Source organism: Thermobacillus sp., assembly GCF_003390775.1.
GTDB classification, from domain to species: domain Bacteria; phylum Bacillota; class Bacilli; order Paenibacillales; family Paenibacillaceae; genus Thermobacillus; species Thermobacillus xylanilyticus.
In genome coordinates this window covers 22,100-48,360 of the sequence record NZ_QEWA01000031.1, presented here as the reverse complement: position 1 = coordinate 48,360, position 26,261 = coordinate 22,100, and the positions used below count along the sequence as shown (strand labels likewise).

At 61.5% G+C, this 26,261-nt stretch carries 27 protein-coding genes; 21 read left to right on the top strand and 6 right to left on the bottom strand.

What is annotated here, in order from left to right; genetic code table 11:
• Positions 1-177 precede the first annotated feature (177 nt).
• From C6W55_RS05390 to C6W55_RS05380, 3 genes are all read left to right on the top strand, one after another.
• Positions 178-1,665 (top strand): tagaturonate reductase, encoded by a 1,488-nt coding sequence (locus tag C6W55_RS05390; RefSeq protein ID WP_286891806.1) that lies wholly within the window; start codon positions 178-180, stop codon positions 1,663-1,665.
• The gene (locus C6W55_RS05385; protein WP_015253606.1) at positions 1,662-3,155 is read left to right on the top strand and encodes a UxaA family hydrolase; all 1,494 of its coding nucleotides are present in this window, start codon (positions 1,662-1,664) and stop codon (positions 3,153-3,155) included. The genes C6W55_RS05390 and C6W55_RS05385 overlap by 4 nt, the downstream gene beginning before the upstream one ends.
• A gap of 703 nt (positions 3,156-3,858) precedes the next feature.
• Positions 3,859-4,206 (top strand): hypothetical protein, encoded by a 348-nt coding sequence (locus C6W55_RS05380; RefSeq protein ID WP_286891805.1) that lies wholly within the window; start codon positions 3,859-3,861, stop codon positions 4,204-4,206.
• Positions 4,207-4,208: 2 nt separating this feature from the next.
• Here C6W55_RS05380 and C6W55_RS05375 read toward each other — a convergent pair whose 3' ends face one another.
• Positions 4,209-5,108, bottom strand: a complete 900-nt coding sequence (locus tag C6W55_RS05375) for a mechanosensitive ion channel family protein (protein WP_286891804.1) — start codon at positions 5,106-5,108, stop codon at positions 4,209-4,211.
• 143 nt (positions 5,109-5,251) lie between these two features.
• On the opposite strand from C6W55_RS05375, the gene C6W55_RS05370 reads away from it, so the two are divergent.
• From C6W55_RS05370 to C6W55_RS05345, 6 genes are all read left to right on the top strand, one after another.
• A complete protein-coding gene (locus C6W55_RS05370; RefSeq protein ID WP_286891803.1) occupies positions 5,252-7,048 on the top strand; it encodes a sensor histidine kinase in 1,797 nt (598 codons plus the stop codon).
• Complete coding sequence (locus C6W55_RS05365; protein ID WP_286891802.1) at positions 7,023-8,627, top strand: helix-turn-helix domain-containing protein; 1,605 nt, start codon at positions 7,023-7,025, stop codon at positions 8,625-8,627. The genes C6W55_RS05370 and C6W55_RS05365 overlap by 26 nt, the downstream gene beginning before the upstream one ends.
• Before the next feature lie 223 nt (positions 8,628-8,850).
• Positions 8,851-9,831 (top strand): ABC transporter permease, encoded by a 981-nt coding sequence (locus C6W55_RS05360; RefSeq protein WP_286891801.1) that lies wholly within the window; start codon positions 8,851-8,853, stop codon positions 9,829-9,831.
• A gap of 11 nt (positions 9,832-9,842) precedes the next feature.
• On the top strand, positions 9,843-10,790 hold the full coding sequence (locus C6W55_RS05355) for a carbohydrate ABC transporter permease (RefSeq protein ID WP_015253613.1): 948 nt from the start codon (positions 9,843-9,845) through the stop codon (positions 10,788-10,790).
• Positions 10,791-10,896: 106 nt separating this feature from the next.
• The gene (locus tag C6W55_RS05350; RefSeq protein ID WP_286891800.1) at positions 10,897-12,450 is read left to right on the top strand and encodes an ABC transporter substrate-binding protein; all 1,554 of its coding nucleotides are present in this window, start codon (positions 10,897-10,899) and stop codon (positions 12,448-12,450) included.
• A 190-nt stretch (positions 12,451-12,640) separates the two neighbouring features.
• Positions 12,641-12,964 (top strand): MGMT family protein, encoded by a 324-nt coding sequence (locus C6W55_RS05345; RefSeq protein WP_286891799.1) that lies wholly within the window; start codon positions 12,641-12,643, stop codon positions 12,962-12,964.
• Positions 12,965-13,006: 42 nt separating this feature from the next.
• On the opposite strand, the gene C6W55_RS05340 is transcribed toward C6W55_RS05345, so the two are convergent.
• Positions 13,007-13,417: a hypothetical protein gene (locus tag C6W55_RS05340; RefSeq protein WP_015253616.1), complete on the bottom strand. Its 411-nt coding sequence runs from the start codon at positions 13,415-13,417 to the stop codon at positions 13,007-13,009.
• A 230-nt stretch (positions 13,418-13,647) separates the two neighbouring features.
• Between C6W55_RS05340 and C6W55_RS05335 the strand changes: the two genes are divergently transcribed.
• From C6W55_RS05335 to C6W55_RS05310, 6 genes are all read left to right on the top strand, one after another.
• The gene (locus C6W55_RS05335; RefSeq protein WP_213484094.1) at positions 13,648-13,944 is read left to right on the top strand and encodes a LiaF transmembrane domain-containing protein; all 297 of its coding nucleotides are present in this window, start codon (positions 13,648-13,650) and stop codon (positions 13,942-13,944) included.
• A gap of 57 nt (positions 13,945-14,001) precedes the next feature.
• Positions 14,002-14,661 carry a PspA/IM30 family protein gene (locus tag C6W55_RS05330; protein WP_015253618.1) on the top strand — a complete coding sequence of 220 codons (660 nt, stop codon included), beginning with the start codon at positions 14,002-14,004 and terminating at the stop codon, positions 14,659-14,661.
• Positions 14,662-14,668: 7 nt separating this feature from the next.
• Positions 14,669-15,127, top strand: a complete 459-nt coding sequence (locus C6W55_RS05325) for a PspC domain-containing protein (RefSeq protein ID WP_015253619.1) — start codon at positions 14,669-14,671, stop codon at positions 15,125-15,127.
• Positions 15,128-15,129: 2 nt separating this feature from the next.
• Complete coding sequence (locus C6W55_RS05320; protein WP_286891798.1) at positions 15,130-15,813, top strand: PspA/IM30 family protein; 684 nt, start codon at positions 15,130-15,132, stop codon at positions 15,811-15,813.
• A 167-nt stretch (positions 15,814-15,980) separates the two neighbouring features.
• On the top strand, positions 15,981-17,009 hold the full coding sequence (locus C6W55_RS05315; protein WP_286891797.1) for a sensor histidine kinase: 1,029 nt from the start codon (positions 15,981-15,983) through the stop codon (positions 17,007-17,009).
• A gap of 4 nt (positions 17,010-17,013) precedes the next feature.
• Complete coding sequence (locus C6W55_RS05310) at positions 17,014-17,664, top strand: response regulator transcription factor (RefSeq protein WP_286891796.1); 651 nt, start codon at positions 17,014-17,016, stop codon at positions 17,662-17,664.
• A gap of 53 nt (positions 17,665-17,717) precedes the next feature.
• Here C6W55_RS05310 and mobB read toward each other — a convergent pair whose 3' ends face one another.
• From mobB to C6W55_RS05290, 4 genes are all read right to left on the bottom strand, one after another.
• The gene (gene mobB / locus C6W55_RS05305; RefSeq protein ID WP_286891795.1) at positions 17,718-18,212 is read right to left on the bottom strand and encodes a molybdopterin-guanine dinucleotide biosynthesis protein B; all 495 of its coding nucleotides are present in this window, start codon (positions 18,210-18,212) and stop codon (positions 17,718-17,720) included.
• A gap of 43 nt (positions 18,213-18,255) precedes the next feature.
• Positions 18,256-18,447, bottom strand: a complete 192-nt coding sequence (locus C6W55_RS05300; RefSeq protein ID WP_015253624.1) for a hypothetical protein — start codon at positions 18,445-18,447, stop codon at positions 18,256-18,258.
• 220 nt (positions 18,448-18,667) lie between these two features.
• Complete coding sequence (locus C6W55_RS05295; protein ID WP_286891794.1) at positions 18,668-19,918, bottom strand: hypothetical protein; 1,251 nt, start codon at positions 19,916-19,918, stop codon at positions 18,668-18,670.
• A 112-nt stretch (positions 19,919-20,030) separates the two neighbouring features.
• Positions 20,031-20,411 carry a hypothetical protein gene (locus C6W55_RS05290; RefSeq protein ID WP_286891793.1) on the bottom strand — a complete coding sequence of 127 codons (381 nt, stop codon included), beginning with the start codon at positions 20,409-20,411 and terminating at the stop codon, positions 20,031-20,033.
• Positions 20,412-20,684: 273 nt separating this feature from the next.
• Here C6W55_RS05290 and zwf point away from each other — a divergent pair, with 273 nt between their 5' ends.
• The 6 genes from zwf to C6W55_RS18055 all read left to right on the top strand — a co-directional run bounded on the left by zwf (position 20,685) and on the right by C6W55_RS18055 (position 26,202).
• Positions 20,685-22,244 (top strand): glucose-6-phosphate dehydrogenase, encoded by a 1,560-nt coding sequence (zwf, locus tag C6W55_RS05285; RefSeq protein ID WP_213485434.1) that lies wholly within the window; start codon positions 20,685-20,687, stop codon positions 22,242-22,244.
• Positions 22,245-22,287: 43 nt separating this feature from the next.
• The gene (locus tag C6W55_RS05280; protein ID WP_015253628.1) at positions 22,288-22,908 is read left to right on the top strand and encodes a cyclase family protein; all 621 of its coding nucleotides are present in this window, start codon (positions 22,288-22,290) and stop codon (positions 22,906-22,908) included.
• A 164-nt stretch (positions 22,909-23,072) separates the two neighbouring features.
• On the top strand, positions 23,073-24,479 hold the full coding sequence (locus tag C6W55_RS05275) for a sensor histidine kinase (RefSeq protein ID WP_286891792.1): 1,407 nt from the start codon (positions 23,073-23,075) through the stop codon (positions 24,477-24,479).
• Between the two features lie 6 nt (positions 24,480-24,485).
• Complete coding sequence (locus tag C6W55_RS05270; RefSeq protein WP_286891791.1) at positions 24,486-25,220, top strand: carbohydrate ABC transporter permease; 735 nt, start codon at positions 24,486-24,488, stop codon at positions 25,218-25,220.
• A 140-nt stretch (positions 25,221-25,360) separates the two neighbouring features.
• Positions 25,361-25,690, top strand: coding sequence for a hypothetical protein (locus C6W55_RS18060; protein ID WP_353682011.1), 330 nt, complete (start codon positions 25,361-25,363; stop codon positions 25,688-25,690).
• A gap of 11 nt (positions 25,691-25,701) precedes the next feature.
• Entirely contained in the window at positions 25,702-26,202 is a 501-nt protein-coding gene (locus tag C6W55_RS18055; RefSeq protein WP_353682010.1) for a hypothetical protein, read from the top strand.
• Positions 26,203-26,261: the final 59 nt, after the last annotated feature.

Below are 26,261 nucleotides of genomic sequence, written 5' to 3'. Positions count from 1 at the left end.
ACTCCCCCTCATCGCTGCCCCCAGAATATCAAAATCGGATACAATCATGCAATTTCAGACTATACCATGACCTGAGCCGCGGGGATACAATGGGGGCGAAAACGCCTGAGCTGCCCGACTAGACTCTGGGCGGGATATGGACCAAAAGGCGTGAGAGAGAGGGTGGAGGTGCCGGGAATGCGGGCTTTGAATCGGGAAACAGCAAACGAAGCCGCGGGTGTGGATGCGCAGCCCGACGGACCGGTGAAGGTGCTGCAGATCGGCGAAGGCAATTTTCTGCGGGCGTTCGTCGACTGGATGCTGCATGTCAGCCGGTCGAAGGGAGGGTTCAACGGCACGGTCGCCGTCGTCCAGCCGCGCCCGACGGGCAGGGCGAAGATCGAACAGCTCGCCGCGCAGGACGGGCTGTTCACGGTGGTGACGCGCGGCCTCGAGGGCGGCAAGCCGGTCGAGCGGCGGGAGATCGTCACGGTGATCGGGCAAGCGTTTGACCCTTATGCGGAATGGGAGCGCTTCATCGCGCTGGCGCGCGAGCCGGAGCTGCGCTTCATCGTCTCGAACACGACGGAGGCGGGACTCCGTTATGAACCCGGGCCGCTCGGCGACGGGCCGATTCCCTCGTTCCCGGGCAAGGCGGCCCGCCTGCTCTACGAGCGGTGGCGGGCATTCAGCGGGGACCCGCGGCGCGGCCTCATCCTGCTGCCTTGCGAACTGACCGAGCGGAACGGCGACGTGCTGCGGGACGCCGTGCTGCGCCATGCGGCCGACTGGGGGTGGCCGGAGGCGTTCTGCGAGTGGGTTGCGCAGCATAACCGGTTCCTCAATACGCTGGTGGACCGGATCGTGACCGGTTACCCGGATGCGGAACAGGCGGAAAGCTGGTTCGCTGCATGGGGATACCGGGACGCGATGCTGACGACCGCCGAACCGTACCACCTGTGGGCGATCGAAGGCGAGCCGGAGCTGGATGACGAGCTGGGCCTCAGGAAGGCGGGCCTCAACGTCCATTACACCGACGATCTCGCCGACTTCCGCGAGCGGAAAGTGCGCATTCTGAACGGCGCGCACACGTGGATGGCGGCCATCGGACTGCTGCACGGCATCGGGACGGTGCGGGAAGTGCTCGAACATCCCGCGCTCGGTCCGGCGGTGCGCGAAGCGGTGTACGGCGAGATTGTGCCGGCGATGGCGGATGCGGACGGGGCCTTGCGCGCCTATGCCGATTCGGTATTCGAACGGTTCGCCAATCCGTACATTCGCCACCGGCTCTCGGATATCGCGATGAACAGTCTGAGCAAGTTCAGGGTGCGGCTCTTGCCGTCGCTCGTCTGGTACGCGGAGCGCGGCGGGCGGATTCCGCCGCGGCTCGCGGAAGGACTGGCCGGGCTCCTGCGCTGTTACCGCGCGCAACCGGACGGCAGCGGCGGCGGATATGTATCGCAGGCGCTCGACGGCACGACCATCCCGGTGCGGGACGACGCCGGCTTGCTGGCGATCGCGGCGGATCATTGGCGGGTAGCGGAACAGGGCGAAGGGATCTCCGGCGCGGTGCGCCGGCTGCTGGCGGATGAGCGGCTGTGGGGATGCGACATGTCCCGCTGGCCGGGCCTGGCGGAGACGGCCTCCGCCATCATCGAGAACTGGGAGAGGGGCGTGAAGTCATGAACGGCTGGATCCGGCTGCACCCCGCCGATCATGTCGTGACGGCGCTCCGGCCTTGGGCCGCGGGCGAGACGCTGGAGCTGGAAGACGGCGCGAAGCTGGTCGTGAAGGAAGACGTGCCGCGCGGCCATAAAATTTTGACCCGGCCGGTGAAACAGGGAGGAGACGTCCTGAAATTCGGCTGCTCGATCGGCAAGGCGAAGGAAGATCTGGAGCCGGGCGTCCGGGTGCATACGCACAATCTGCGGACGGGACTCGCCGGGCTGCTCGAGTACCGCTACACCCCCGTCCCGCCGGCGCCTCCGGCGGAGCCGCTCGCGCAGAAGACGTTCCAGGGGTACGTGCGGGAGAACGGCGAAGCCGGCATCCGCAACGAGCTGTGGATCATCAACACGGTCGGCTGCATCAACAAGATGTGTGAGTCGCTTGCCCGTCAGGGCGGCGCAAGGTACGCCGGGCTGGTCGACGGTGTGTATCATTTCTCGCACCCTTACGGCTGTTCGCAGCTCGGCGACGACCTCAAGTACACGCAGCGGCTGCTCGCCTCGCTCGTCCATCATCCGAACGCGGGCGGCGTGCTCATCGTCGGCCTCGGCTGCGAGAACAACCGGATCGACGTGTTCCGCGAGGCGATCGGCGAGATCGATCCGCGCCGCATCCGTTTCATGAACGTCCAGGACGAGGAGGACGAGCTGGAGCGCGGACTGGAGCTGCTCGGCGAGCTCGCCGGGTACGCCGCATCGTTCCGGCGCGAGCCCGTGCCCGTGTCGAAGCTGAAGATCGGGCTCAAATGCGGCGGCTCCGACGGTTTCTCCGGCATTACGGCGAACCCGCTCGTCGGTTCGTCGGCCGACCGGCTGATCGCCTCGGGCGGCACGGCGATTCTGACGGAAGTGCCCGAGATGTTCGGGGCGGAGACGATTCTGATGAATCGGGCCGCCGACGAGCGGGTGTTCGGGCAAATCGTGTCGCTGATCAACGATTTCAAGCAATATTTCATCCGCCACGGGCAGGAAATTTACGAGAACCCGTCGCCCGGCAACAAGGACGGCGGCATCACGACGCTCGAGGAAAAATCGCTCGGCTGCACGCAGAAGGGCGGCTCGTCCACCGTCGTCGACGTCGTGCCCTACGGCGGGCGGGTGAAGAAGCCGGGCCTCAATCTCCTCGAGGCGCCCGGCAACGACCAGGTGTCGGTAACGGCGCTGGCCGCAGCCGGCGCGCAGATGGTGCTGTTCACGACCGGACGCGGCACGCCGTTCGGCGGGCCGGTGCCGACGGTGAAAATCTCGACGAACAGCGAGCTGGCCGAGCGGAAGAAGAACTGGATCGACTTCGACGCGGGCCGGCTGCTTGCGGACCGGACGATGCCGCAGCTCACCGCGGAACTGTGGGAGAAGCTGCTCGCCGTCGCTTCCGGGGAGGCGGTCACGCGGAATGAACGCAACGGGTTCCGCGAGATCGCGATCTTCAAGGACGGGGTCGTGCTGTAACCTGTTTGTTGCTCCGGCTTCCGCCGTGGGGCGAAAAAGATGGATAGGGTGCATATGTGCGCCACATGAGGCCTGTTCGGCATCCGACGGGCAAATCTGGTGCAGAAATGCACCAAATCAAGCCTTCTTGTCAGGTGAACAAGCAATCTGGTGCATTTGTGCACCACATGAGGCCTGTTCGGCATCCGACGGGCAAATTTGGTGCAGAAATGCACCAGATCAAGCCTTTTCGGCAGGCGAACAAGCAAATCTGGTGCAGAAATGCACCACATGAGGCCTGTTCGGCATCTGACGGGCAAATTTGGTGCAGAAATGCACCAGGTCAAGCCTTTTCGGCAGGCGAACAAGCAAATCTGGTGCATATGTGCACCACATGAGGCCTGTTCGGCATCCGACGGGCAAATCTGGTGCAGAAATGCACCAGATCAAGCCTTTTCGGCAGGCGAACAAGCAAATCTGGTGCATATGTGCACCACATGAGGCCTGTTCGGCATCTGACGGGCAAATCTGGTGCAGAAATGCACCAAATCAAGCCCTCTCGGCATCCGACGGCCGAATCAGGTGCAGATTTGCACCAGATTGCACGGCAATCTGCCGGCTGACGCATCCGCTTGCGCGCGGGTGCTTTTTTTCTTGTCCGGGGGCGATTCCGCGTCTGATACCGTCCGGCCGCGCATAGCGTTAGGTGAAGGAGGTTGAGCCGATGGAGAAGATGGCGGAGCGCTATTTCGAGCTCAAACGGCAGCGGGAGGCGATCGAGCGGGAGATGGCCGCGCTGCGCTGCGGCATGCTCGCCTGGTGCGGAGAGCGGAAGCAGACCGAAGCGGAAGCGGGCGGGTACAAGGTGAAAATCGTGACGCAGACAAGGCGGGAATACAACGATGACAAGCTACTGGCCGCGCTGCCCGATCCGGCGCTGTGGCGGCTCGCCGCTTCCGCCGATGCGGCCAAAATCGCGGGACTGCTCCGGCTCAAGGTGCTGACCGAGGAGATGATCCGCGGCACCTACACGGAGAAGCAAGTACAGCTTCTCCATGTGGAGAAGCTGTAGGTTCAGCCCGGGACCGCCTCGCTCTCCATGCGTTCGATGCGGCGCGGGTAGGCGACCTGGATGCCGTATGCTTTCAATTCATAGAGCAGCGCTTTGCGGATTTCTTTGCAAGCCGTCCAGTAGTGCTGGTCGTTCACCAGGCTGACGACGGTATATTTGGCGCCGAGCGCCTGGTTCTCGACATCGGTGATGCCGTAGAGCTGCGGCGGCTCGATCACTTCCCCCTCCTCGTTCCGCAGGAACAGGTGGGGCATCTCCCGCTGCAGCCGGGCCGACAGCCGGTTCACCGCCGCTTCGACATCGGCCGGATCGGTCTCGTAGGCGACGGTAATGTTGATGATCGCCCGCATGCGCTCGCGGTTGTAGTTCTCGCTGATGCGGATTTCCGAGTTCTGGATGACGACGACATGCTGGGCCCAGGTACGGATCTTGGTGGCGCGAAGGCCGACGCTGACCACGGTGCCGCGGATCTGGCCGTTATTGATCGACACGTAGTCGCCGACGGAGAACTGGTCTTCGAATATGATGAAGAAGCCGGTGATCAAATCCTTCACGAGCGTCTGCGCGCCGAATCCGACGGCCAGCCCGACGACGCCCGCCCCGGCGATGATCGGTCCGATGTTGACGCCGAAGGTGCTGAGTCCGGTCAGGATCGCGACGATGAAGATGGCGTACCGCGTAAACGACAGCAGCAGCGATTCGAGCGTTTTACGCTGTTTGATGTCCAGCCTTGTCAGGGCGAAGACACGCGAGACGACGATTTTGCGCAGGCGGAGGGTGAGCCAGGTGAGGACAATGATCAGCAGAAGGTGTCCCAGTTTCTGGAGCGCGGCAACGGAATAAGGCGCCCAGAATTCCCAGGTCAAATAGTCTTCGAAGCTTGGGCCGATCCACCGGTCCACGCGATCACCTCCCGAGGATATGCAGAACCGGTCACAAGGTTATCAATCTTTCATCGGGGAGTCAAATGCCGTTTCTGTTGCGGATTGCCCCGCCCATTGTTAGACTGACAGTAACATGGTCTTGTGTAGCGGGGGCTGGCCGGGTGAGACGATCGATCCGAACGCAGCTTGTCATCAGCTTCTTCGCCGTCATGCTGCCGGTTGTGCTGTTCCTGATCGCCAACAACTGGTATGCGAAGAACGTGGTGCATGACAAGGTATCCGAGACGTATCGCAATACGCTCGATATTTTCGTGGGGCAGCTGGATCTGTATATGGAAGAGATCAATGATTATTTGTACAAGCTGGCCGTACTCGACGCGGATGTCGGGCTGCTGGCGGCTTTTCCCGTGGACAGCGACAATTACGTGCTGACGAAGGTCCGGGTGCAGAACAAAATCAACCGCGACGTCGGATTTTACAATCTGCTGCATACTGTTTTCATTTATAATGAAAACGATATCATTTTCAGTTCTTCCGGAAATTACGGACAGGTGAAGCAGCTGCTTGCGCAGGAGGCGCCTCGCATCGCGGCGCAGCACCGGCAGATGCTGGACGGCACATGGATGCTCTGGGAGAACGACCTGATGCCCGGCCGCGACTTCCTTGTGCGCCTGACGCCGTCCGAAAACAACCAGTACATCGGCGCCATCATCAGCATCAGCGATATTCTGGACTTGCTCCGCATCCAGTGGGACGACGACAAGATCGGAGAGAGCGCCGTGTACAGCCGCGAAGGCGTGCGGATGGCGGACCCGCTGTCTTTCACGGACCGCACGCTGCCGATTGCGAACCTGCCCTTGCTCGACACGCCGTATCAGATCGTCGGGCAGGGGGAAAACCGCCATCTCGTCATGATTCGCACCAGTTCGATGGCCGACATCGCGGTTGCCGTGGCCGTACCGGAGAAACAGATGCTGCAGGGACTCCCCTATTTCCAGAAGGCGGTCTATTTCATCGTGCTCGGCCTCGTCTTCCTGTTCTCCATGTATCTGCTGTTCATCCAGCGCACCGTGTTCCAGCCGCTGCACCAGCTCATCAACGGCATGAAGAAGCTGTCGCTCGGGATGCTCGATTTCCGGCTGAAGACGACGAACACGGTCGAATTCCAGTTCATGGCGAACACGTTCAACAACATGGCCGAGCAGATCAGCAATCTGCGCATCGGGATGTACGAGGAGCAGCTCAGGGCGCAGAAGAACGAGATGAAGCAGCTCCAGGCGCAGATCAATCCGCATTTCTACATGAACAGCCTGAACATCATCTACAACTTCGCCGTCCTGAAAGACCACGATTCGGTGAAGAAGATGGCCCTGCACATGGCCGATTATTTCCGCTTCATCATGCGGGTGAACCGGGAATCGATCACGCTGGAGGAAGAACTGAAGCATATCGGGAACTATGTCGAAATCCAGAAGTTCCGCTTCCCCGAGAAACTGGAATGCATCGTCGACATTCCGGAGCGCTGGCGGACGGCCGCGCTGCCGGCGCTGACGCTGCAGCCGTTCGTCGAGAACGCGATCATCCACGGTTTTCTCAACCGCCGGGAGAAATTCATCATCCGGATCCACGGCGAGATTGCCGCCGCCGATGACGAGGACAAGCTCGTCATCGTCATTCGCGACAACGGCGTCGGCTTCCATCCGGATGTGCTCGACCGGCTGCGCAGGGGAGAGGAGCTTCCGGCTTCGGAATCCAGCCGGCTCGGCATCGCGAACGTGGTGCAGCGGCTCAAGCTGCGGTACGAAGGCGGGGCCGGGGTCGAATTCGACAACGATCCGGGCGGCGGCGCGGTCGTTCGCGTCCGGCTGCCGCTGCCGGCCGAGCTGTCGGCGGAACGGACGGCTGACATATCCGTTATCGGGGAGGCGGACGATGTACAATCTGTTGGTCGTGGATGATGAAGAGATCGCGGTAAGGGGCATCGTGCAGGGGATCGACTGGGTGTCGGCGGAGATCGCGAACGTGTTCACGGCGTATGACGCGGCGGAAGCGCGCGAGATCTTCCGGCAGCATCCGATCCATATCATGATTTCGGATATCGAGATGCCCAACGAGACCGGCATCGACCTGTTGGAATGGGTCAACGAGCATTCGCCGCAGACGGAGACGATCTTCCTGACCGGGCATGCCGATTTCCGCTATGCGCAGCAGGCGATCCAGTTGTCGAGTTTCGATTACCTGCTCAAACCGATCGATCATGAGCAGCTCAAGGCCTGCGTCGTCAAGGCGCTCGGCAAAATCCGGCAGCGCGAGCAGGAGGAGGCGTTCCGCAAAACCTACGAATATTACTATGAACAGTGGAATCGCCAGCTTCCGCTTCTGATCGAGCGCTTCTGGCAGGACGTGTTCCATCATCGGCTGGCGCCGACGCCGGAGCAGCTGGAGCCGATGCTGGCGCTCTACGGCATCGAGCTGACCGCGGACAGTCCGGTTCTGCCGATCCTGATCAGCGTGGAAGAATGGAAGCAGGACTGGAGCGCGCGCGATGAGGAGATCATGACGTACGCGCTCAAGAACGCGGCCGGCGACATCCTGCTCCGGGACAGTGCCGGACACGTCATCCAGGACGGGCACGGCATGCTGTTCGCGCTGTTCTACGATCCGCAAGGCCTGGGCGGGGACGAACCGGAAGCGCGATGCCGCGAATACGTGCGCAAAGCCGGCGAGCTGCTCTACAGCGTCGTCTCCTGCTACATCGGCGAACCGGCCCCGTTGCGGGAACTGCCTCCGAACATTGCGCTGCTCGCGGAGATGGAGCGGCACAACGTCCACCGGACCGGCGAGGTGTTCCGGGCTTCCGCCTTCATGCGGCAGCCGGTCCGATCGGCGTACATGCCCAACTTCGGCGAATGGGCGCTGCTGATCGAGAACGGCCGGGAGCCGGAGCTGATTCGGCGAATCGACGAGGCGTTCGCCGCGTTCACCCGCGAGCCGCCGGATCGGGCGGCGATGATGCTCTATATCTCGGGGCTTACGTACGAAGTGTTCCAGGCGCTGCTGCGCCGCGGGCTGTCGCCGGGCGACGTCTATCCCGACGGCGGGCATCCGGATGTCAACCAGACGATGCGGACGCTGGCGGCGCTGAAGAGCTGGACGATTGCGTTCACCGGCAAGGCGCGCAAGGTGATCGCCGAGCACAGCGAGGCCAGCTCGAACACCATCGTTCGCGTCAAACGGTTCGTCGACGCGCATCTGCACGACGATCTGAATCGGGAGCGAATCGCCGGACACGTCTATCTCAATCCGGCCTATCTGTCCCGTCTGTTCCGCAAGGAGACGGGCATGTCGCTGACCGATTACATCGTCGACCGGCGGATGGAGAAGGCGAAGGAGGCGCTGGCGAAGACGAACGTGAAGATCAGCGACATCGCCTTGTCCGTCGGCTATGCGAATTTCTCTCACTTCTCGAAGCAGTTCAAACGTTCGACCGGTCTGACGCCGCAGGAATACCGCAAAAAATATCAGGAAATCGAGTAAAATGTCACCATACCGTCAAGCGAAGGTCACATCGCCGATAGTCCGCCGGCGATGTTTTTTATTACAGTATTAGACAGCGGGGAGGGATATTCTGGAAGATGGCGCTTCGGACAACACCCGTGGTTACAAAAACGTCAACCCGGTCATCATCCCGCTAGAAGCGCTTTCAGAGCCTCCGCTATGCTGGACATATCAACGCCACAGAGAGGCTGGGAGGATCCGAATGGCGAACCATGCTGCGGAAGCGATTGCGTCGGCAACAGACGTTCCCGAAGTGAAGACGCGCAAACCGTCCTTCCTGGGGACCGTCCGGAAGTACTGGATTTTCTACCTCATGATGCTTCCGGCGCTTGTCATCCTGTTCTTCAACAACTACCTGCCGATGTTCGGGATTCTGATCGCGTTCAAGAAAGTCAACTATCAGATCGGCATCTGGGACAGCCCGTGGGTCGGGTTCAAAAACTTCGAGTACCTGTTCCTGACGAAGGATGCCTGGATCATTACGCGGAACACGCTGGCCTACAACGCGCTGTTCATCGTCCTGAACCTGATCTTCCCGCTCGCGTTCGCCATCCTGCTGAACGAGCTCAGAAGCAAGCTCATGGCGAAGCTGCACCAGTCGATCATGTTCCTGCCGTACATCCTGTCCTATGTCGTCATCAGCTACCTCGTGTACGGCTTCATCAGCCCGGAGCACGGCTACCTGAACAAGACGCTGTTCCCGCTGCTCGGCATCGAAGAGATCAACTGGTACTTCGAGCAGAAGGTGTGGCCGTGGATCCTGCCGATCATCAACACCTGGAAAAACATGGGGTACTATGCGGTCATCTATCTGGCGGCCATCGTCGGACTGGACGACGAGCTGTACGAAGCGGCCACGATCGACGGCGCGAACAAATGGCAGCAGATGACCCGGATTACGGTGCCGCTGCTCACGCCGATCATCACGATCATGACGCTGCTCCAGATCGGCCGGATTTTCAACGCGGATTTCGGTCTGTTCTACCTGGTGACGCGCGATTCCGGCGTGCTGTTCCCGGTCACGAACGTCATCGACACGTACGTTTACCGCACCTTCCTGACCGTCGGCGATGTCGGCATGTCATCGGCCGCCGGGCTCCTGCAATCCGTCGTCGGGTTCGTGCTCGTCTATTTCTCGAACTGGGTCGTGCGGCGCATCAACAGCGAGAATGCCTTGTTCTAGGAGGTCCAGCGATGGAAGCTGCCGTGAATGCGAAACCGAAAGCGAAACTGTCCGGGGCCAACCCGAAAAATATTTTGCCCGCGTGGGCGCAGTGGAGCGTCAACATCGTCTTCATCCTCTATTCGCTCCTGTGCATCATTCCGATCGTGCTGCTCGTCATGGTGTCGTTCTCGAGCGAAGACGTGGTGATGCGCGAAGGGTACAAGTTCATCCCGTCGGTGTTCGACACCGGCGCTTACGATTTCCTGTTCGAAGATTTCAGACAGGTGGCACGGTCGTACGGCATCACGGTCTCGGTGACCGTCATCGGCACCGTGCTCAGCATGGTCATGGTGGCGATGTACGCCTATCCGATCTCCAGGCGGGATTTCCCGCACGCCCGTTTCTTCACGTTCATCGTGTTCTTCACGATGCTGTTCGGCGGCGGTCTGGTACCCTGGTATCTCGTGTATGTCCAGCTTCTCCATCTGAAGGATACGCTCTGGGTGCTCATCATGCCGCTGCTTATCCCGGCGTTCTGGGTGCTCGTGACGCGGACGTTCTTCGCGACATCCGTGCCGAGCGCCGTGCTGGAGTCGGCGAGAATCGACGGCGCGGGCGAGGTCCGCATCTTCTTCCAGATCGTCATGCCGCTCTCGCTGCCGGTGCTGGCGACGGTGGCCCTGTTCCAGACGATCACCTACTGGAACGACTGGTTCCTCAGCCTCGTGTACATCACGAAGAACGAGAACGTCAGCATCCAGTACCTGATGTACAAGACGATGCAGAACGTCCAGTATCTCGCGCAGAACAGCCAGGCCATGCAGGCGCTGCAGCAGGCCGGCGCATATGTCCGGTTCCCGGCAGAGACGATGCGCATGGCGATGGCCGTCGTCGGCATCGGACCGATCGTGCTCGCCTACCCGTTCTTCCAGAAATATTTCATCAAAGGTCTGACGGTCGGCGCCGTCAAAGGCTGAGGGCAGCGCGCTGCGAAACGCCGTCAAGCCAATTCCGTCCGGCTGTAACCGGTTATTCCGCCGGTATGGCATATAATCTATTTCATTCAGGGAGGTCTACTTGAACATGAAGCAGCGGAAGAAACGTCTGACGGTCATCTTCACGCTTCTCGTCGCCGTGGCGTTGGTCATCTCCGCATGCGGAGGCGGCGGCAACAATAACGGCGGCGGTTCGAACGGCGGCAGTTCGACCGACGGCGGCGGCTCGCCTTCCCCGTCGTCCGGAAACGACGGCGGCTCGTCCGATCTGCCGCCGTATGAGCTGAGCCTGTACTATCCGGGGACCCCGCAGAAGGACGAGAAGGTGGTCGAAGAAGCGATCAACAAGATTCTGAAAGAGAAAATCAACGCCACCCTGGACATTGTCCCGATCGAATGGGGCGCCTGGGATGACCGGATGAACCTGATGATCGCATCCCGCGAAAAAGCCGACATCATTTTCACGGCTCAATGGAACGGCCACGCGGTCAACGTCGGCAAAGGCGCGTTCCTCGAACTTGGCGACCTGCTGCAAAAACACGGGCAGGGCATCCTGGAGACGCTCGATCCCGCCTTCCTTGAAGGCGCGAAGATCAACGGCAAGAACTACGGCGTGCCGACGAACAAGGAGCTGGCGGCTGCCGGCGGCATCGTATACGACAAGACGATTGCGGAAGAGCTGGGACTCGATATGAGCTCGGTGAAGACGCCGCAGGATCTGACGCCGATTCTCGAGAAAGTGAAGCAAGGCCGTCCGGACGTCGTGCCGGTATGGTCGAACGGCGGCCTGTTCAACTCGCACTTCTTCGCGAACTATGACTTCCTCGGCGACGGCACGATTCCGGGCGCCATCCTGAAAGACATGGACGACACGACGGTCATGCCGGTCGAAGAGCTGGACCGCTACAAGGAATATCTCGCCATCGCCCGCGATTGGTATCAGAAGGGTTACATCAACAAGGACGCCGCGACGACCCAGCAATCGTCGGCCGACATCTGGCGGGCAAGAGGCACGTTCATGACGGTCGAGCCGATGAAGCCGGGCAAGGCGGAAGAAATCGCAAGCGCGGCCGGCCGCTCCGGCGAACTGGAGCAAATCATCATGACGGCGAAGACGGTCGCCACGTCCGAGACGGCCGGTTCGATGCTGGCGATCTCCTCGACGTCCGAAGATCCGGAGCGCGCGATGATGTTCATCAACCTGCTGCACACGGACAAAGAGCTCAACAACCTGCTGAACTTCGGCATCGAAGGCGTGCACTATACGAGGAACGGCGAAATCATCTCGCCGACGGACAAGACGGCCGACTACTCGCCGGGTTCGGCGTGGATGTTCGGCAACCAGTTCCTGAATTACGTCTGGGATTCCGAAGATCCGGAGAAGTGGAACAAGTTCCGCGAGTTCAACCAGAACGCGCACGTTTCGCCGGGGCTCGGCTTCGTCTTCAACAGCGACCCGGTGAAATCGGAAGTCGGCGCCCTGGCCAACGTCATCGAGCAGTATCAACGCGCGCTCGAGACGGGTTCGGTCGATCCCGACAAGGTGCTGCCGGAGTATCTGAACGCGCTGCGCGCCGCCGGCCTCGACAAGGTCGTGGAAGAGAAGCAGCGGCAGTTCAACGAGTTCCTTGCGAGCAAGTGACAGCCTGTCCAACATCTGCACCTCAAGCGATTTTCAAGCGATGCTCCAGCATCAGGCTCCTTCCGCCCGGAAGGAGCCGTTTTTTCGGCCGCTGCCGGCGGGACCGCGGACGGGCTGCGGGAGAACGCGGACTTGTCCCGGCCGGTGTGCTATACTTTTGGGCAAAAGATTCGTTGGACGTGGGGGAACGATGACGCCATTCACTGCGAGGGTAGTGCGGCTCATTCAGAGCATACCGGAAGGCCGCGTCATGACTTACGGCCAGATCGCCCGCCGTGCCGGCAGTCCGCGGGGCGCGCGGCAAGTCGTTCGCATTCTGCACGCGATGAGCGAAAGGCACCGGCTGCCCTGGCACCGGGTCGTGAACGCCAGGGGCGAGATCGCGATTCCGGACGCGGCGGGCCGGGAGATGCAGGCGCAGCTTCTTCGGCGGGAAGGCGTCGCCGTGGACGCGAGCGGACGGGTGGATCTGGCGCGGTTTATGCATGAACCGGAATGGGATGCCGGTTGGTGAACCTGCGTGGTTGCGTGATTTTCCCCGGGGGCCGGTGATGCGTCAAACTTGCCGCTGTTTGCGCCTGATCCGAATGGACAACAGAAAGTCGACCGCGAGCATCAGGAGCATCAGCAGGCACAGGACGGCGGCGAAGCTCAGACGGCCTTCGGGAGGCACCCGAAGCGGGTGGGAGAGCAGCCAGCCGACGGCCAGCCCCGATAGAGTATGGCCGATCAAGCGGATGACCATGAGCGCCTTGCGGGAAGCGAATCTGCGATACAGGATGCTGTCCACCCACATCGAAACGGGCAAAGCGATGAAGAAGTAATAGAAAAAAAGCTGGTAAGCGGCGGTTCCGATGACGTAGAAGTTGGAGAACCCGGCATGGGGCCGAGGTTCATCCCCGGCGTTCAGCGCCATCCAGATGAGCAACAGGGCAAACGAGACGGCGCAGGCCAGCAATCGTTTCATATTGTGATAACCCCCAGTATGACGGCTGGAAATATTTATATCATACTCCGGAGGCCCGCTGCCGGCAACTGTGCCGACGATGCCGCAAAATCCGGCTCGGTCTGCAAGCGAAGGTTCTCCCCGACCGGGGTCCAGGTCCAAAAACCGCCCCCGGTCCGTTTTGTGTTATCCGGATTATACCTAGAATAAAGACAGAAGGAACGAACCCGGTTGGAAAGGCGGTGAACGGTTTGAACAGCAAGACGGCGCTCGGCGTCATTCTCGTCATTATCGGCGGAATGATCGTGCTCAGATTTTTCGGTTTCACGCTCGGCCCGATCTTCGGCTGGCTCTTCCCCATCATTCTGCTCGGTCTCGGATATGTCGGACTGAGGAACGGCAAGCACTGGATCGGGACCATCCTCATCGCCGTCGGCGCAATCATGCTCCTCGGCAAATTGTCCGGCCTGCTCTTCCTGATTCTCGCGATTGCAGCCATCGTGATCGGCATCTCGATGATCAAGGGCAAAAGCAGGAGGGTCTTCTGATCCGACTGAAACATTCGACAGAACAACAGCGATACCAACGGAAACGGAGGTCATGCGATGAGCAGTCTGATCAAGCGCGTGCGCGACATTACGGTTGCGACGCTGAACGAACGGCTGGAGCGGGCGGAAGACCCGGTGCGGCTGATCGATCAGTTCCTGTGGGCGACGCGGGAAGAGATCATCCAGGCTGAACGGTTGTACCAGCAATATTCGGCTCACGCGAGCAGCCTGCGGGCGCAATGGCTGCAAGCCGAACAGCAGGCGGAGAAGCGCGAGCAGCAGGCGGTCACCGCGCTGAAGGCCGGGGAAGAACATCTGGCCCGCCTCGCCCTGACGGAGAAGCAGCATCACGCGCAGCGCGCGCAGCAATATAAAGAACTTTACGAGAACAGCCAGGCGAACGTGACCGAACTGGAGGCGCTGCTGCGGGAGCTGCGCAGCGAATACCAGGCGGTCTATGACAAGCGCGAATACTATGTGGCGCGCATGGAGTCGCTCCGTCTGCAGCAGCGCATGAACGAGCGGTTCGGCTCGATGGTGGGCCACCCGGACACCATGTTCCGGCGGCTCGACGACCGGATCAGCGACATGGAGCTCGAAGCACGCAGCCTGCGTGAAATCCGCCGATCCGGGCAGTCTTACATCCCGACAGGATCATCCGAACTGGTCGAAGCGGAATTGGAGCAACTGAAACGCAAGCTCGAGAAAGAAGGCTGATACCGCGATGAAAATATACCGCTCTTCACGCGACAAGAAATTGTTCGGGCTGTGCGGCGGTCTGGCGGAGGCCATGAATGTGGACGCGACGCTGCTTCGGATCGTCGCAATCGTGCTCGCCGTCGTCACGAGCGGAGGTTTCATCCTCATCTACATTCTGGCGGCGCTTGTCGTCCCGAAGGAACCGCCCCATTACAACAATTATTACGGTCCGGGCGGTTACGGCGGATATCCGCCGGGCGGCGGAGGCTACTACAATCCGCACCACGGCGGCTGGAGGAATCCCGGTTACGGTTCCTATCCGCCCAACCACGGTCCCGAATACGGCCCCCGGCCGAATTATGAGACGCCGCCTCCGAACCCGGACAATCTTGACGCCATGATGGAAGATTTGGAGAAGAAGGCGCTTCGCAGAGAAATCGAAGAGCTCAAGGCCAAAATCCGAAAGCTCGAGAAAGGAGAATAACCATGGGAGTATTCAAAAGATTGAAAGACATGACGAAGGCGTCCCTGCATGAGATGCTCGACAAGCTGGAAGATCCGGTCGTCATGCTGAACCAGTATCTGCGCGACATGGAAGCGGAAATTCATCAGGCGGAAGTTACGGTGGCCAAGCAAATGGCCAATGAACGCCGCATGAAGCAGCGCCTCGAGGAAGCGGCGCGCAACGCGATCGACCGCGAGGCGAAGGCCGAGCAAGCGCTCCGCACCGGACGCGAAGATCTGGCGCGCAAGCTGCTGGAGGAGAAAATCTACTTCGATCAGAAAACGGCGGAGTACAGCGATCTCCACGCCCAGGCCGAGCAGCAGGCCGAAGCGCTGAAGGCGCAGCTGCGTGAAATGAAAGACGAGTACTATCAGCTGCGCAACAAGCGGAACGAACTGGCGGCGCGGGCGCAAATGGCGAAAGCGCAAAAGCAGCTCGCGCAGATCACGAACACGCACTCGATTGAGAGCGGCAACGCGGCGCGCGGGTTCGCCCGGATGGAAGAGAAGATTCTGCAGATGGAGGCGGAAGCCGAAGTGCTTCGCACGCCGGGCTACTACAGCTCCGCGGCGGCGGCGCCGAAGCTCGATCCGGGCAAGGAGCTTGAAGTCGAAGCGCAGCTTCAGGCGCTCAAGAACAAGCTGAACCAGTCCGCCGGCGAATAAGGTTGACGGCAGCCGCGGAGCACCGCGTGGAAGGTGCGCCCGCGGCTGCATGCCGCGCGGACAGGATTGGCGAAGCGGAACCTGCTTTACGGAAGCGGGTTCCGCTTGCTACGATTAGGACGAAAAGAGAGGCCGGCTTACGGCCGGCCATTGGAAGGAGCGGCGGCATGTCGGCGGACAAAATGCCGGGACGCGCACCGGCCGGCCCGGGCAGACCCCGGGATCAGGCGAAGCCGAAGCGCAACGCGACCGAGACGCTGCTGTGGCTCGTCGTGCTGCTCGGCCTCATGGTGCTGGTGCTGCAGGGCACGGGATATTTGAAGATTTTCAAACTGCAGGAGAAGACGGCGGCCTTCGTGCTGACGCTCATCGGGCTCGGACTCGCCGTGGCGGCCCTGTACAGTTACCTTCAGGGGGTCAAGCTGAAGCAAACGTTGATGAAGCTGGCGGAGCAGCAGCTCAAGCGCCGGCCGGTGACGCTTCCGGGCGCGGATGGCGAGGGCGGTGAAGCTTCGGGGGAAGATGAGAACCCCGAGGAGCGGATGCGCAAGGAGCAGCTGAAATTCAAGGCGATCACCGAAGAGCGCCAGCGCCTCGCCCGCGAACTCCACGATGCGGTCAGCCAGCAGCTGTTCGCGATCTCGATGACGGCCACCGCGGTGAAGCGGACGCTGGACAAAGACTTCGAGCGGGCGAAGCGGCAGGTGGAGCTGATCGAGGAGATGGCGTCCGTCGCGCAATCAGAGATGCGCGCTCTGCTGCTGCATCTTCGGCCGGTCCATCTGGACGGCAAGCGGCTGCCGCAGGCACTGGAAGCGCTGGTCGGTGAATTGCAGCAGAAGGTGCCGAACATGGTGATCGCGCTCGAACAGGAGCCGCATCTGGCGATTTTGCCGGAAGCGGAGGATCATCTGTTCCGCATTGTGCAGGAGGCGCTGTCGAACACGCTGCGCCACGCGAGAGCTTCGCGCATGGACATTTCGCTGCGGCGGGAGCATGGCCAGCTGCATCTGATGATGCGCGACGACGGCGTCGGATTCGACATGGAAGCGAAAAAACAGACATCGTACGGGCTGCTCACGATGGAGGAACGCGTGTACGAGATGGGCGGCACGATGACGCTCCGTTCTGCGCCGGGCGAAGGAACGGAAATCGATATCCGGGTGCCGGTACTTATGGAAGAGAGGGACGGATGAAGGGATGGATCAGCCGATCAAGGTGCTGCTCGTCGATGATCACGAGATGGTGCGCATCGGCCTGGCGGCCGTGCTGGACACGGAAGAAGGGATCGAAGTCGTCGGCGAAGCTTCGAACGGCCAGGAGGGCCTCAGACTCGCGCAGATGTACAAACCGGACGTCGTCCTCATGGACCTCGTCATGGACGGCATGGACGGCGTCGAGACGACCCGCAGGCTGATGGAGATGCTGCCGGACTGCAAGGTCATCGTGCTGACCAGCTACATCGACGACAGCAAAATGTACCCGGTTATCGAAGCGGGTGCGTTCTCCTATCTGCTGAAGACGTCGCGGGCGACGGAAATTGCGGAGGCGATCCGGGCGGCGGCGAGGGGCCAGTCGGTGCTCGAGTCGCAGGTGGCGGCGAAAATGATGAACCGGTTCCGGCAGCCGCAGCGGGCGCAGACGCCCGCGCCGCACGAGTCGCTCACCGAACGCGAGATGGAAGTGCTCAAGCTGCTCGCCCAGGGCTTGTCCAATCAGGAGATTGCGGATAAGCTGTTCATCGGCGTGAAGACGGTGAAGTATCACATCACGAACATTTTCTCGAAACTGGGCGTGGAGGACCGGACGCAGGCCGCGATTTACGCGCACAAGCAGGGGCTTGCAGACTGAAGGGTATGGAATAGGGAGCATGATGAACCGCCGGCGGGCGGTTTTTTCATTTTTTACGGCAGCAGGGTCCGGGCGAGGGAGAAAATGCTGTCGACGTCATCGCGGCAGAAGACGGGCATGCCCGTTGCGCGCGGCATCCAGCCGTCGGGCACGATCGCGGCCGCCGCGTTCGGCAGGCCGAGCAGCGGCAGATCTTCTTCGCCGCGCAGCAGGACGAGCTTCGGGTGCGGCGCGTCCTTGAAGCCTTCGGCGAGCACGAGGTCGGCGTGCGCGGCCTGACCCGCCAAATCGTCCAATGATGCGGGACGGCTCGATGTCCACGCGGTCCGGTGCGGCGAGGTGATGGCGACGAACCCGGCCCCGGCTTCCGCCATCTTCCAGGTGTCGGTGCCCGGACGGTCGAATGCGAAGTCGTGGGCGTCGTGTTTGATGGCGGCGACGGTGAAGCCTTCGGCGCGGAATTTCCGGACGAGCGCGCAGAGCAGGGTTGTTTTGCCGCTGTTTTTGTATCCGACGATTTGCAGGATCGGGCGCTCGGTGGCCGTCATGTCCGGTCGACTTCCTTTCCGCGGGGTGTCTTAATAAGACGCGTCATCCTTCATCCCGTTCGCCCGAGAAGACATGGGCCGCAGCAAAAGCGGCAAGAAACGCGAACAGCAGGCCGATGCTCCAGCCGATGATCTCCGCTCGCGGATGCGTGTTCCGGAGCAGGCTGCCGCCCAGAACGCCGCCGGCGGCGAGCAGCAGCAGAATGACGAGGATCCGCGGCATATGTCTGCGCACGGCACTCACCTCCATTGCCATTGTAGCACAACCCGGCGGGCGCGTTGTCTCTGTAACGTGGTATGCACGTTACAGCAGCTACTGCCTGGCTCGCGCGCCTCTGTAACGTAGTATGCACGTTACAGCAGCTACTGCCTGGCTCCGCGCGCCGCTGTAACGTGGTATGCACGTTACAGCAGCTTCTGCCTGGCTCGTGCGCCTCTGTAACGTGGTATGCACGTTACAGCCGATTCGGCACATAATACATCGAATCGAAATACCACCCGGAGGCGGGCGCCGCCGGCTGCACCTGCGTGCCGCCCGACAGATCCGGCGCATAGGTGCCGGCGTCCCGCATCGCCGGGTGGATCAGCGCTTCGGCGGGCATCACGAGAAACCGTTCCATCGTCCGGATGACCCCGGCGGCCCAGCCGTCGGGGCCGGCGAGCTCCAGCCGCACGCGCTCCGGATCGTGCCGGATCGCGTCGCGGAATCGGCCTTCATCCAGCGCCCATCCGTCGCCCGAGCGCGCGATGCCGAGCCGCTCCGCGGCCTCCGACGTCATCGCCGCGTCCAGCTCGCGGAGCAGCGACGGGTGGAGGCTGCCGGCGCTCGTCCGGTGGATGCCGGCCAGCGCATCGATGTCGCTGACGGCTGTCCGGACTTCCGCCGCGATCGCATCCGCATCATAGCCGACCGCAACGTCATAGGTCCCGGATGCCGTAGCACGCCATGCGAGCCGGACCCGGCCGGGATCCAGGACCGTCTCGTTCACCGGCGACACCCGGTCCAGCCCGCCGTTCACGCGGAAGACGGCGTCCTCCGCCGCGATCGAAGCCGTGCCGATGCCGGACGCGCTGACGGCGCTGCCGTCCACATCCGCCAGCTCGAACGCGCCGCGGGCGCCCGGCGCCGAGCCGGTCACTTCCAGCCAGACGAGGCGGAGCTTTCGGTCTTCCCGCCGCGCGGCCCGAACGCCGGCTTCGGCGTCGTTGATCGCGCCCGCAAGCCGCGCGAGCGCCGTCAAGTTCGTGTCGCCCGCTTCGATCTCCACTTCAAGCGCGCAAGACTTCCCGGCGCACGCCAGCCGGAACGCATGCCGGCCGGGCTCGATGACCGACGCGCCGTGCATCGCCAGCTCGAAGCCCAGGTTCCGCTGCGTCCGGGCCGTCCGCTCGATCTCGAGGCGAAAGGCGGCAAGCGGCGCGTCGTCCGGAGCTTGTCCGGCGACCGCCTCCGGATCGCTGCTCCAGACGCTTCTGCGTGTCCAGAGCGAAGCATCGGCGAGCCGGCCGGCGGAATCCCGGGCGCGGCCGGCCGCCGCGAGCCATGCGGCCGCGCTCCCGGCGGCCCGCCTGCGTTCGACCGCCGGATCGGACGCGCCCCCGAACCGCCGTCCGGGCGGCTTGCGGCCGTCGTCCGCGGGACGGACGGGCGGCAGGGCGCTGTCGATCGGCCAGGTCCGGCGCAGTCTGACGGGTTCGACCTTCATCGGCGTTCCCTCCCGGTCGGCGCAATGTGAGCGCCTTGTTGCATTAATTGTAAGGATTTGTATGGCCGATGTCCATCCGGGAAGGAATGCGCCCGAGGCGGATCAGGGAAACCTACAGGATCAGGAACACGAGCGCGATCAGCGCCAGATCCAGCAGCAGCCGCGGGCCGAAGAACCCGTACGGACCGTACGGCGGACCTGCCCATCTGCCGCTTCCGAAGCCGGCCGCATAAGCCGCATCCGGCTGCGCGGCACCCGCCGGCTTCCCGCTGCGTTTCCGGCTCACGGACTGCCGCCGGGAGCGCCGCTTCCCGCCGGCATCGGCATGCAGATCGGGGCCATCGCCGCCCGCATCATCGTTCAGGACGAGCTGCCCGTTGCGGCAGCGGCTCAAGATCCCGACATGCCGCGTGCCGTCCTGCATGACGACGCACACCAGTTGTCCGCGGAACCGGTCAAGATGCTCTTCCGTGAGCGGAAAAATCGGTTCCATCCGCATCTCCTCCTTTCCGTCCGACATCGGCACAGGGGGGACAGCTGCCGATTCAATATATTCACCCGGGGGCGGATGCGCATCGTCATTTGCCCACCCGTGCGGATTCGGAAACGGCTTTCGCACGCGGCGGTCGGCCCATTTTGATGATCAGGTTTATCAATTTTTTTTATAAAGGGTCAGATGGCGATCGGCAGGCGATTGTGATACACTACATAGCATGTAAAACATAGGCAGCCACCATATCCAATTCGGGAAAGAATGAGGGGAACGATGTCTGGTCAATTGAACCTGGGGCCGCAAGCGGCCAAAATGGAAGGCGCTGTCATTTATCTGTTCGGCGCAACCGGTGATCTTGCGAAACGCAAGCTTTACCCTGCCCTGTTCAGTTTATATAAGGAAGGAAAACTGGCCGAAGATTTCGCCGTCGTCGGCCTGGCGCGCCGGCCGCGCACGGACGAACAGTTCCGCGCGGATGTGCTCGCCTCGATCCAGGAGTTCTGCCGGTACAAACCGGATGACGAGGAACTGTGGAGCCGGTTCGAGAAGCACTTCGTGTACATGTCGCTGGACATCCATAACCTGGAAGGTTTCCGCGAATTGGTCGCCCTGACGCAGCGGCTCGAAGCGCAGTTCGGCATTCCGGGCAACCGGCTGTTCTATCTGGCGCTGGCGCCCGAACTGTTCGGCCCGGTGTCGTTCAACCTGCGCGAAGGCGGTCTGCTGGAGACGACCGGCTGGCATCGGCTCGTCATCGAGAAGCCGTTCGGCTATGACCGCGAGTCCGCGCGGGAGCTGAACGCGCAAATTACGCAGGTATTCCGGGAAGAGGAAATTTATCGGATCGACCATTACCTCGGCAAGGAAATGGTGCAGAACATCGAAGTGATCCGCTTCGCCAACGCGTTCTTCGAGCCGCTCTGGAACAACAAGCATATCGCGAACGTTCAGATCTCGCTGGCCGAGACGGTCGGGGTGGAGGACCGCGGCGGCTATTACGACAAATCCGGGGCGCTGCGCGACATGGCGCAGAACCATATGCTCCAGATGCTGGCGATGATCGCGATGGAGCCGCCGAGCCGGCTGCATCCCGAGGACATCCGCGACGAGAAAGTGAAGGTGCTCCGCTCGCTGCGGCCGTTCCGGAGCCCGGAAGAGGTGTACCGGAACGTCGTGCGCGGCCAATACACGGCGGGCACGCTCAAGGGCAAGCCGCTGAAGGGGTACCGCGAAGAAGATTCGGTCGATCCCGCATCGGTGACGGAGACGTATTTTGCGGCGCGGGTGTTCATCGACAACTTCCGCTGGGCCGGCGTGCCGTTCTACATCCGCACGGGCAAGCGGCTGCCGGTGAAGACGACCGAGGTCGTGATCGAGTTCAAGAACGCGCCGGCGGGCGTGCTGTTCCGAACGCGGAACGAGCTGGCGCCGAATCTGCTCGTCATCCGCGTCAATCCGATGGAAGGCATCTACATCAAAATCAACGCGAAAAAACCGGGGAGCGACGCGGACATCCAACCGGTGGCGATGGAGTTCTGCCAGAGCTGCCAGGTCGGCCTCAACACGCCGGAAGCGTACGAGACGCTGCTCTACGACGCGATCCGCGGCGACTCGACGTACTTCACCCGCTGGGACGAAGTCGATCATGCCTGGGCGTTCGTCGACCCGATCGCCGAGGCCTGGCGCCTGCCGGAGTCGGAGCTGCTCTTCTACCCGGCCGGCTCCTGGGGGCCGGAGCGCGCCGCGGAGCTGCTCGCCGAAGACGGCTATCACTGGTGGCCGGTGAACGGACAGGACGAAGACAACGTCATCTGGATCAGCAATACGAAATAACGGGCCGGTGCCGGAACCGCGCGCCTGAAACGGAGGGACGGACATGCAGCGGATCATCGACATTTCGATGACGATCCATGAAGGCATGCAGGTATACAAGAACAAGGATGAGAAACGGCCGAAAATCTACAACACGGTCAATCATCAGACGGGCAAGGTGCACGAGAGCCGCATCGACATCGATGTCCACTGCGGCACGCACGTCGACGCGCCGCTGCACATGCTGGCGGGGGGCGAAACGATCGAGACGATCGGGCTGGAGCAGCTCGTCGGACCGGCCCGCGTGCTCGACCTGACGCATGTGAATGACGCGATCACGAAGGAAGATCTCTTGCCTCACGGCATCCAGCGCGGCGAGCGGATTCTGCTCAAGACGAAAAGCTCGCTGACGGACGAGTTCCTGATGGACTTCGTCTACCTGCGCGAAGACGGGGCGCAATACCTGATCGAGCGCGGCGTGACGCTGGTCGGCACCGACGCGCTCGGCATCGAGCGGGCGCAGCCGGAGTACACGACGCACCGGCCGCTGCTCCGAAACAACATCGTCATCGTCGAAGGCCTGAGGCTCGGCCACGTCGAGCCGGGCAGCTACTGGCTCGTCATCGCGCCGCTCAAGCTGACGGGCATCGACGCGGCGCCGGCGCGGGCGTTCCTGATCGGATGAGGATAGCATGAACCGGATAAGCGGGTCTGCGAACCAGTTTCGCGGCCCGCTTGTTGTCTGTGCGGACGAAAATCCGTAAAATCGCAACTGATATCGGTAGTTCCCGACACGCTCCCGCGCGACGTGATCTGCTAGATTGGATGTATGATCGGGAGGGCTGAACCGTGCGATTGCGCCCCAGACTCATCAATCCGCTGACCCGGCTGACCATGAAGCGGCAGCTCGTGCTGCTCTTTCTCATCATCATGGTTCCGGTCTTTGCCCTGCACCTGTACGGCGGCCGGAAAGCCGAGCAGATTCTGAAGAACAACGTCACAAGCGCCTATGTGGAGCTGAACAAGCAGAACTACAGCCTCATCGAGCGGGATATCGACGCGATCAACAAGATCACGCGGACGATTCTGCAAAACCCCGTCCTGCAGCGGCTCGGCCATCCGGAGCAGTTTTCGGCGTACGAGCGGATCAAGCAGTTCGAGGCGCTTGACGAACTGCTGGCCAGCTACTCCACGGCGATGAGCGGATCGCGGGCGGTCGACTACTCGTTCTATGCGCATGATCCCGACGGCTACTTCTCGTTCGCGCCGAGCACGCAGCTGTCGATGCGCGGGGTTTATTTTTTCGGCGACGTGGAAATGCCGGACTGGTACCCGGAAGCGCTGGAGAAAAAGGGGACCGGATACCTGAAAATTTTCGCCGCATACGGCCCCGTCTCGAAACAGCCCACCCTTGCCTACGTGCGGGCGGTGAACAGCACCGAACGGGCGGATCGGCCCATCGGCGTCCTGGTCGCGACCGGCGTGGAGCATATCGTCCGCGAATCCTTGAATACGGTTACATTGCCGGAAGGCGAAATATTCTTCACGAACGGAGACGATCAGGTGCTGGCGTCGAGTTCCGGCGAGATCGGACAAACGATCGACGTGCCGGGCAAGGAGAAGATGTCCTACCAAGGGACATACAGCGCCGTGCACGAAGATCACATTTACGTTGTTCACTATAACGAATACCGGCAGCAGAAGCTGGTGTACCGCATGCCCGTCGAGGCGCTGCTCAGCCAGCAGACCGAGCTCAGGCAAGCGCTCCAGACGATCACGGTCGGACTTGCCTTCGCGGTCATGCTGATCATGTTCTATTTCTGGCGCTCGCTGATGACGCCGCTGCAGAAGCTGGTCGGCTTCGTCCGGATATACGAACCCGGCAGATCGCTGCCGGCATACCGCGAGACGGGCCGCCATGACGAAATCGGCGTGCTGATGTCCTCCGTGCACGCGATGGCTTCCCGCCTCAACGCGCTGTTCGAGAATCAATACAAGCTGGAGATCAAGCAGCGCGAGGCGCAGCTCAAGCTGCTCTACGAGCAGATCAATCCGCATCTGCTCTACAACACGCTCGAAAGCATCTATTGGAAATGTTCGCTCGACGGCCATTCCGAATCGGCGCAGATGATCAAGGAGCTGTCCAGACTGATGCGCATCGCGCTGAGCTGCGGCATCGGCGTGCTGATGTTCCTGGTGCTGGCCCTGCTTGCGGTCATTCGGAACCGTCTGCAAGACAAAGGAGCGAGCGCATGATGAGTAGTGTTAAAGGCATCGAACGCGGCCGTCAACTCGTTCCCGCCCGCCTTCCTGCCGGACGGGTGGCATTGGAGCAACTACAGGGAAGGCTGGCAGTTTTTCGACATGCCGCTGTATTTGCGGAACACGCTGCTCATTTTCGGCGGGAACTTGATTGTCATTTTCATCGTGCTGGGAGCGGCGGCGTTCAGTCTGTCCCATCTGCGGGTGCCGTTTCGGCAGGCAGTGACGACGTTTTTCCTGATGACGCTGTTCATTCCGCCGACGACGTACATCATCCCGAACTTCGTCAACATCAAGGAGCTCGGGCTGATGAACAGCTTCTGGGCGTTCTGGCTGCCGGCGGGCGCCAACGCGTTAAATCTGCTGCTGCTCAAGACGTTCATGGACGGCATTCACCATGAACTGTTCGAGGCGGCGCGGATGGACGGCGCTTCCGATTGGCGCTGCTTCCGCCGGATCGCGCTGCCGCTGTCGGTGCCGATTTACTCGGCGCTGGCGATTTTCATTTTCTCGACGGCGTGGAACGACTGGTTCTGGCCTTCGCTCATCATGCACAAAAGCACGATGTACCCGCTGTCGACCGCGATCTACAAATACGTCATCGGCGCGCGGCAGTTGGACCTGAACATCCGGTTCGCGATTCTGTCCATCGTCATGATTCCGCCGATCATCGTGTTCCTGCTGTTCCAGCGGTTCATCATGCGGGGGCTGCAGCTGGGAAGCGTAAAAGGGTGACGGGCGTCCGGCTTTATGCGTGCCGAAATCACCTTCGTAATCTTGCACACTAACGGAGTAGGAACGCACATTTCGCTCATGAAGCGCTTGCACTATGATGGGGATGTAACACGAGCCAACGAAAAAAGGGGAGTAATGGGATGCGCAAGTTGATGGCAGTGGCCTGCTGTCTCGTGCTCTTGGGAACGATCATCGCCGCTTGCGGCGGAGGCGGCGGCCAGAAGGAGGACGCGAAGGGCTCAACGAACAACTCGGCCTCCGCGGACAACCACGGTTCCGGCCAATCGTCCGGGCAATCGTCCGGGCAGCAGGAAGAGACGCCGGAGGAAGTGACGATCAGCATTTACTATCCGCTTCCGGACCAGACGGAAGCGCGGCGACTGGAAGACGACAAGATCCGCCGCTTCCAGGAGAAGTATCCGCATGTCAACATCGTGAAGAGCGACTGGCACTATTCGATCAGGCGCTGAACCAGGGCGGCATGCAGCCGGAGAACGTGCTGACGTTCCCGATGCCCGCCTATGAGAAAGGCGGCCGGCACATCGGGGTGCTGGGCGGCGACTGGCTCGTCATCAACCCGAACGCGACGCCGGCCGAACAGAAGGCGGCTGACTATATCACGTTCGACTATTTCACGGACGATTATCTGGAGTCGCTGGAGCGGAACATTCAGGCGCGCAAGGATGAGGGCAAGTTCTTCGTCCCGCCGCAGTTCAACTACTTCGACAACAACTCGGAGTACGGGCAGAAGGTGCAGGCGATTTTTGAACGGTACGACAACGTGTACAAGTACGATCCGGAATCGAACCGGCTGCTGGACGGCAAGCCGGAGGCGCAATATCATATGCAGGATTACTACGCGGCGATGACGAACGTCATCCAGAAAGTGTTCTCGGAGAAGGGCGTCGATCTGAAGAAAGAGCTGGATGCGGCGGCTGCGCAGGTGCAGGCGGATTATTTTGACAAGATTGTGATGGAATAGTTGTTGCGGGGCAGGGCGTTCTGCGGGTCGAGGGACCCGCGGGGCGCCCTGGTTGCTGC

Coding starts and splice junctions, on each gene's coding strand:
- C6W55_RS18060 (WP_353682011.1), top strand. CDS start 25,361: ATGCGCAAGTTGATGGCAGTGGCCTGCTGTCTCGTGCTCTTGGGAACG.
- C6W55_RS05380 (WP_286891805.1), top strand. CDS start 3,859: ATGGAGAAGATGGCGGAGCGCTATTTCGAGCTCAAACGGCAGCGGGAG.
- C6W55_RS18055 (WP_353682010.1), top strand. CDS start 25,702: ATGCAGCCGGAGAACGTGCTGACGTTCCCGATGCCCGCCTATGAGAAA.
- C6W55_RS05325 (WP_015253619.1), top strand. CDS start 14,669: ATGAAAATATACCGCTCTTCACGCGACAAGAAATTGTTCGGGCTGTGC.
- C6W55_RS05330 (WP_015253618.1), top strand. CDS start 14,002: ATGAGCAGTCTGATCAAGCGCGTGCGCGACATTACGGTTGCGACGCTG.
- C6W55_RS05385 (WP_015253606.1), top strand. CDS start 1,662: ATGAACGGCTGGATCCGGCTGCACCCCGCCGATCATGTCGTGACGGCG.
- C6W55_RS05355 (WP_015253613.1), top strand. CDS start 9,843: ATGGAAGCTGCCGTGAATGCGAAACCGAAAGCGAAACTGTCCGGGGCC.
- C6W55_RS05345 (WP_286891799.1), top strand. CDS start 12,641: ATGACGCCATTCACTGCGAGGGTAGTGCGGCTCATTCAGAGCATACCG.
- C6W55_RS05310 (WP_286891796.1), top strand. CDS start 17,014: ATGGATCAGCCGATCAAGGTGCTGCTCGTCGATGATCACGAGATGGTG.
- C6W55_RS05290 (WP_286891793.1), bottom strand. CDS start 20,411: ATGGAACCGATTTTTCCGCTCACGGAAGAGCATCTTGACCGGTTCCGC.
- C6W55_RS05350 (WP_286891800.1), top strand. CDS start 10,897: ATGAAGCAGCGGAAGAAACGTCTGACGGTCATCTTCACGCTTCTCGTC.
- C6W55_RS05295 (WP_286891794.1), bottom strand. CDS start 19,918: ATGAAGGTCGAACCCGTCAGACTGCGCCGGACCTGGCCGATCGACAGC.
- C6W55_RS05360 (WP_286891801.1), top strand. CDS start 8,851: ATGGCGAACCATGCTGCGGAAGCGATTGCGTCGGCAACAGACGTTCCC.
- zwf (WP_213485434.1), top strand. CDS start 20,685: ATGTCTGGTCAATTGAACCTGGGGCCGCAAGCGGCCAAAATGGAAGGC.
- mobB (WP_286891795.1), bottom strand. CDS start 18,212: ATGACGGCCACCGAGCGCCCGATCCTGCAAATCGTCGGATACAAAAAC.
- C6W55_RS05320 (WP_286891798.1), top strand. CDS start 15,130: ATGGGAGTATTCAAAAGATTGAAAGACATGACGAAGGCGTCCCTGCAT.
- C6W55_RS05280 (WP_015253628.1), top strand. CDS start 22,288: ATGCAGCGGATCATCGACATTTCGATGACGATCCATGAAGGCATGCAG.
- C6W55_RS05365 (WP_286891802.1), top strand. CDS start 7,023: ATGTACAATCTGTTGGTCGTGGATGATGAAGAGATCGCGGTAAGGGGC.
- C6W55_RS05340 (WP_015253616.1), bottom strand. CDS start 13,417: ATGAAACGATTGCTGGCCTGCGCCGTCTCGTTTGCCCTGTTGCTCATC.
- C6W55_RS05390 (WP_286891806.1), top strand. CDS start 178: ATGCGGGCTTTGAATCGGGAAACAGCAAACGAAGCCGCGGGTGTGGAT.
- C6W55_RS05315 (WP_286891797.1), top strand. CDS start 15,981: ATGTCGGCGGACAAAATGCCGGGACGCGCACCGGCCGGCCCGGGCAGA.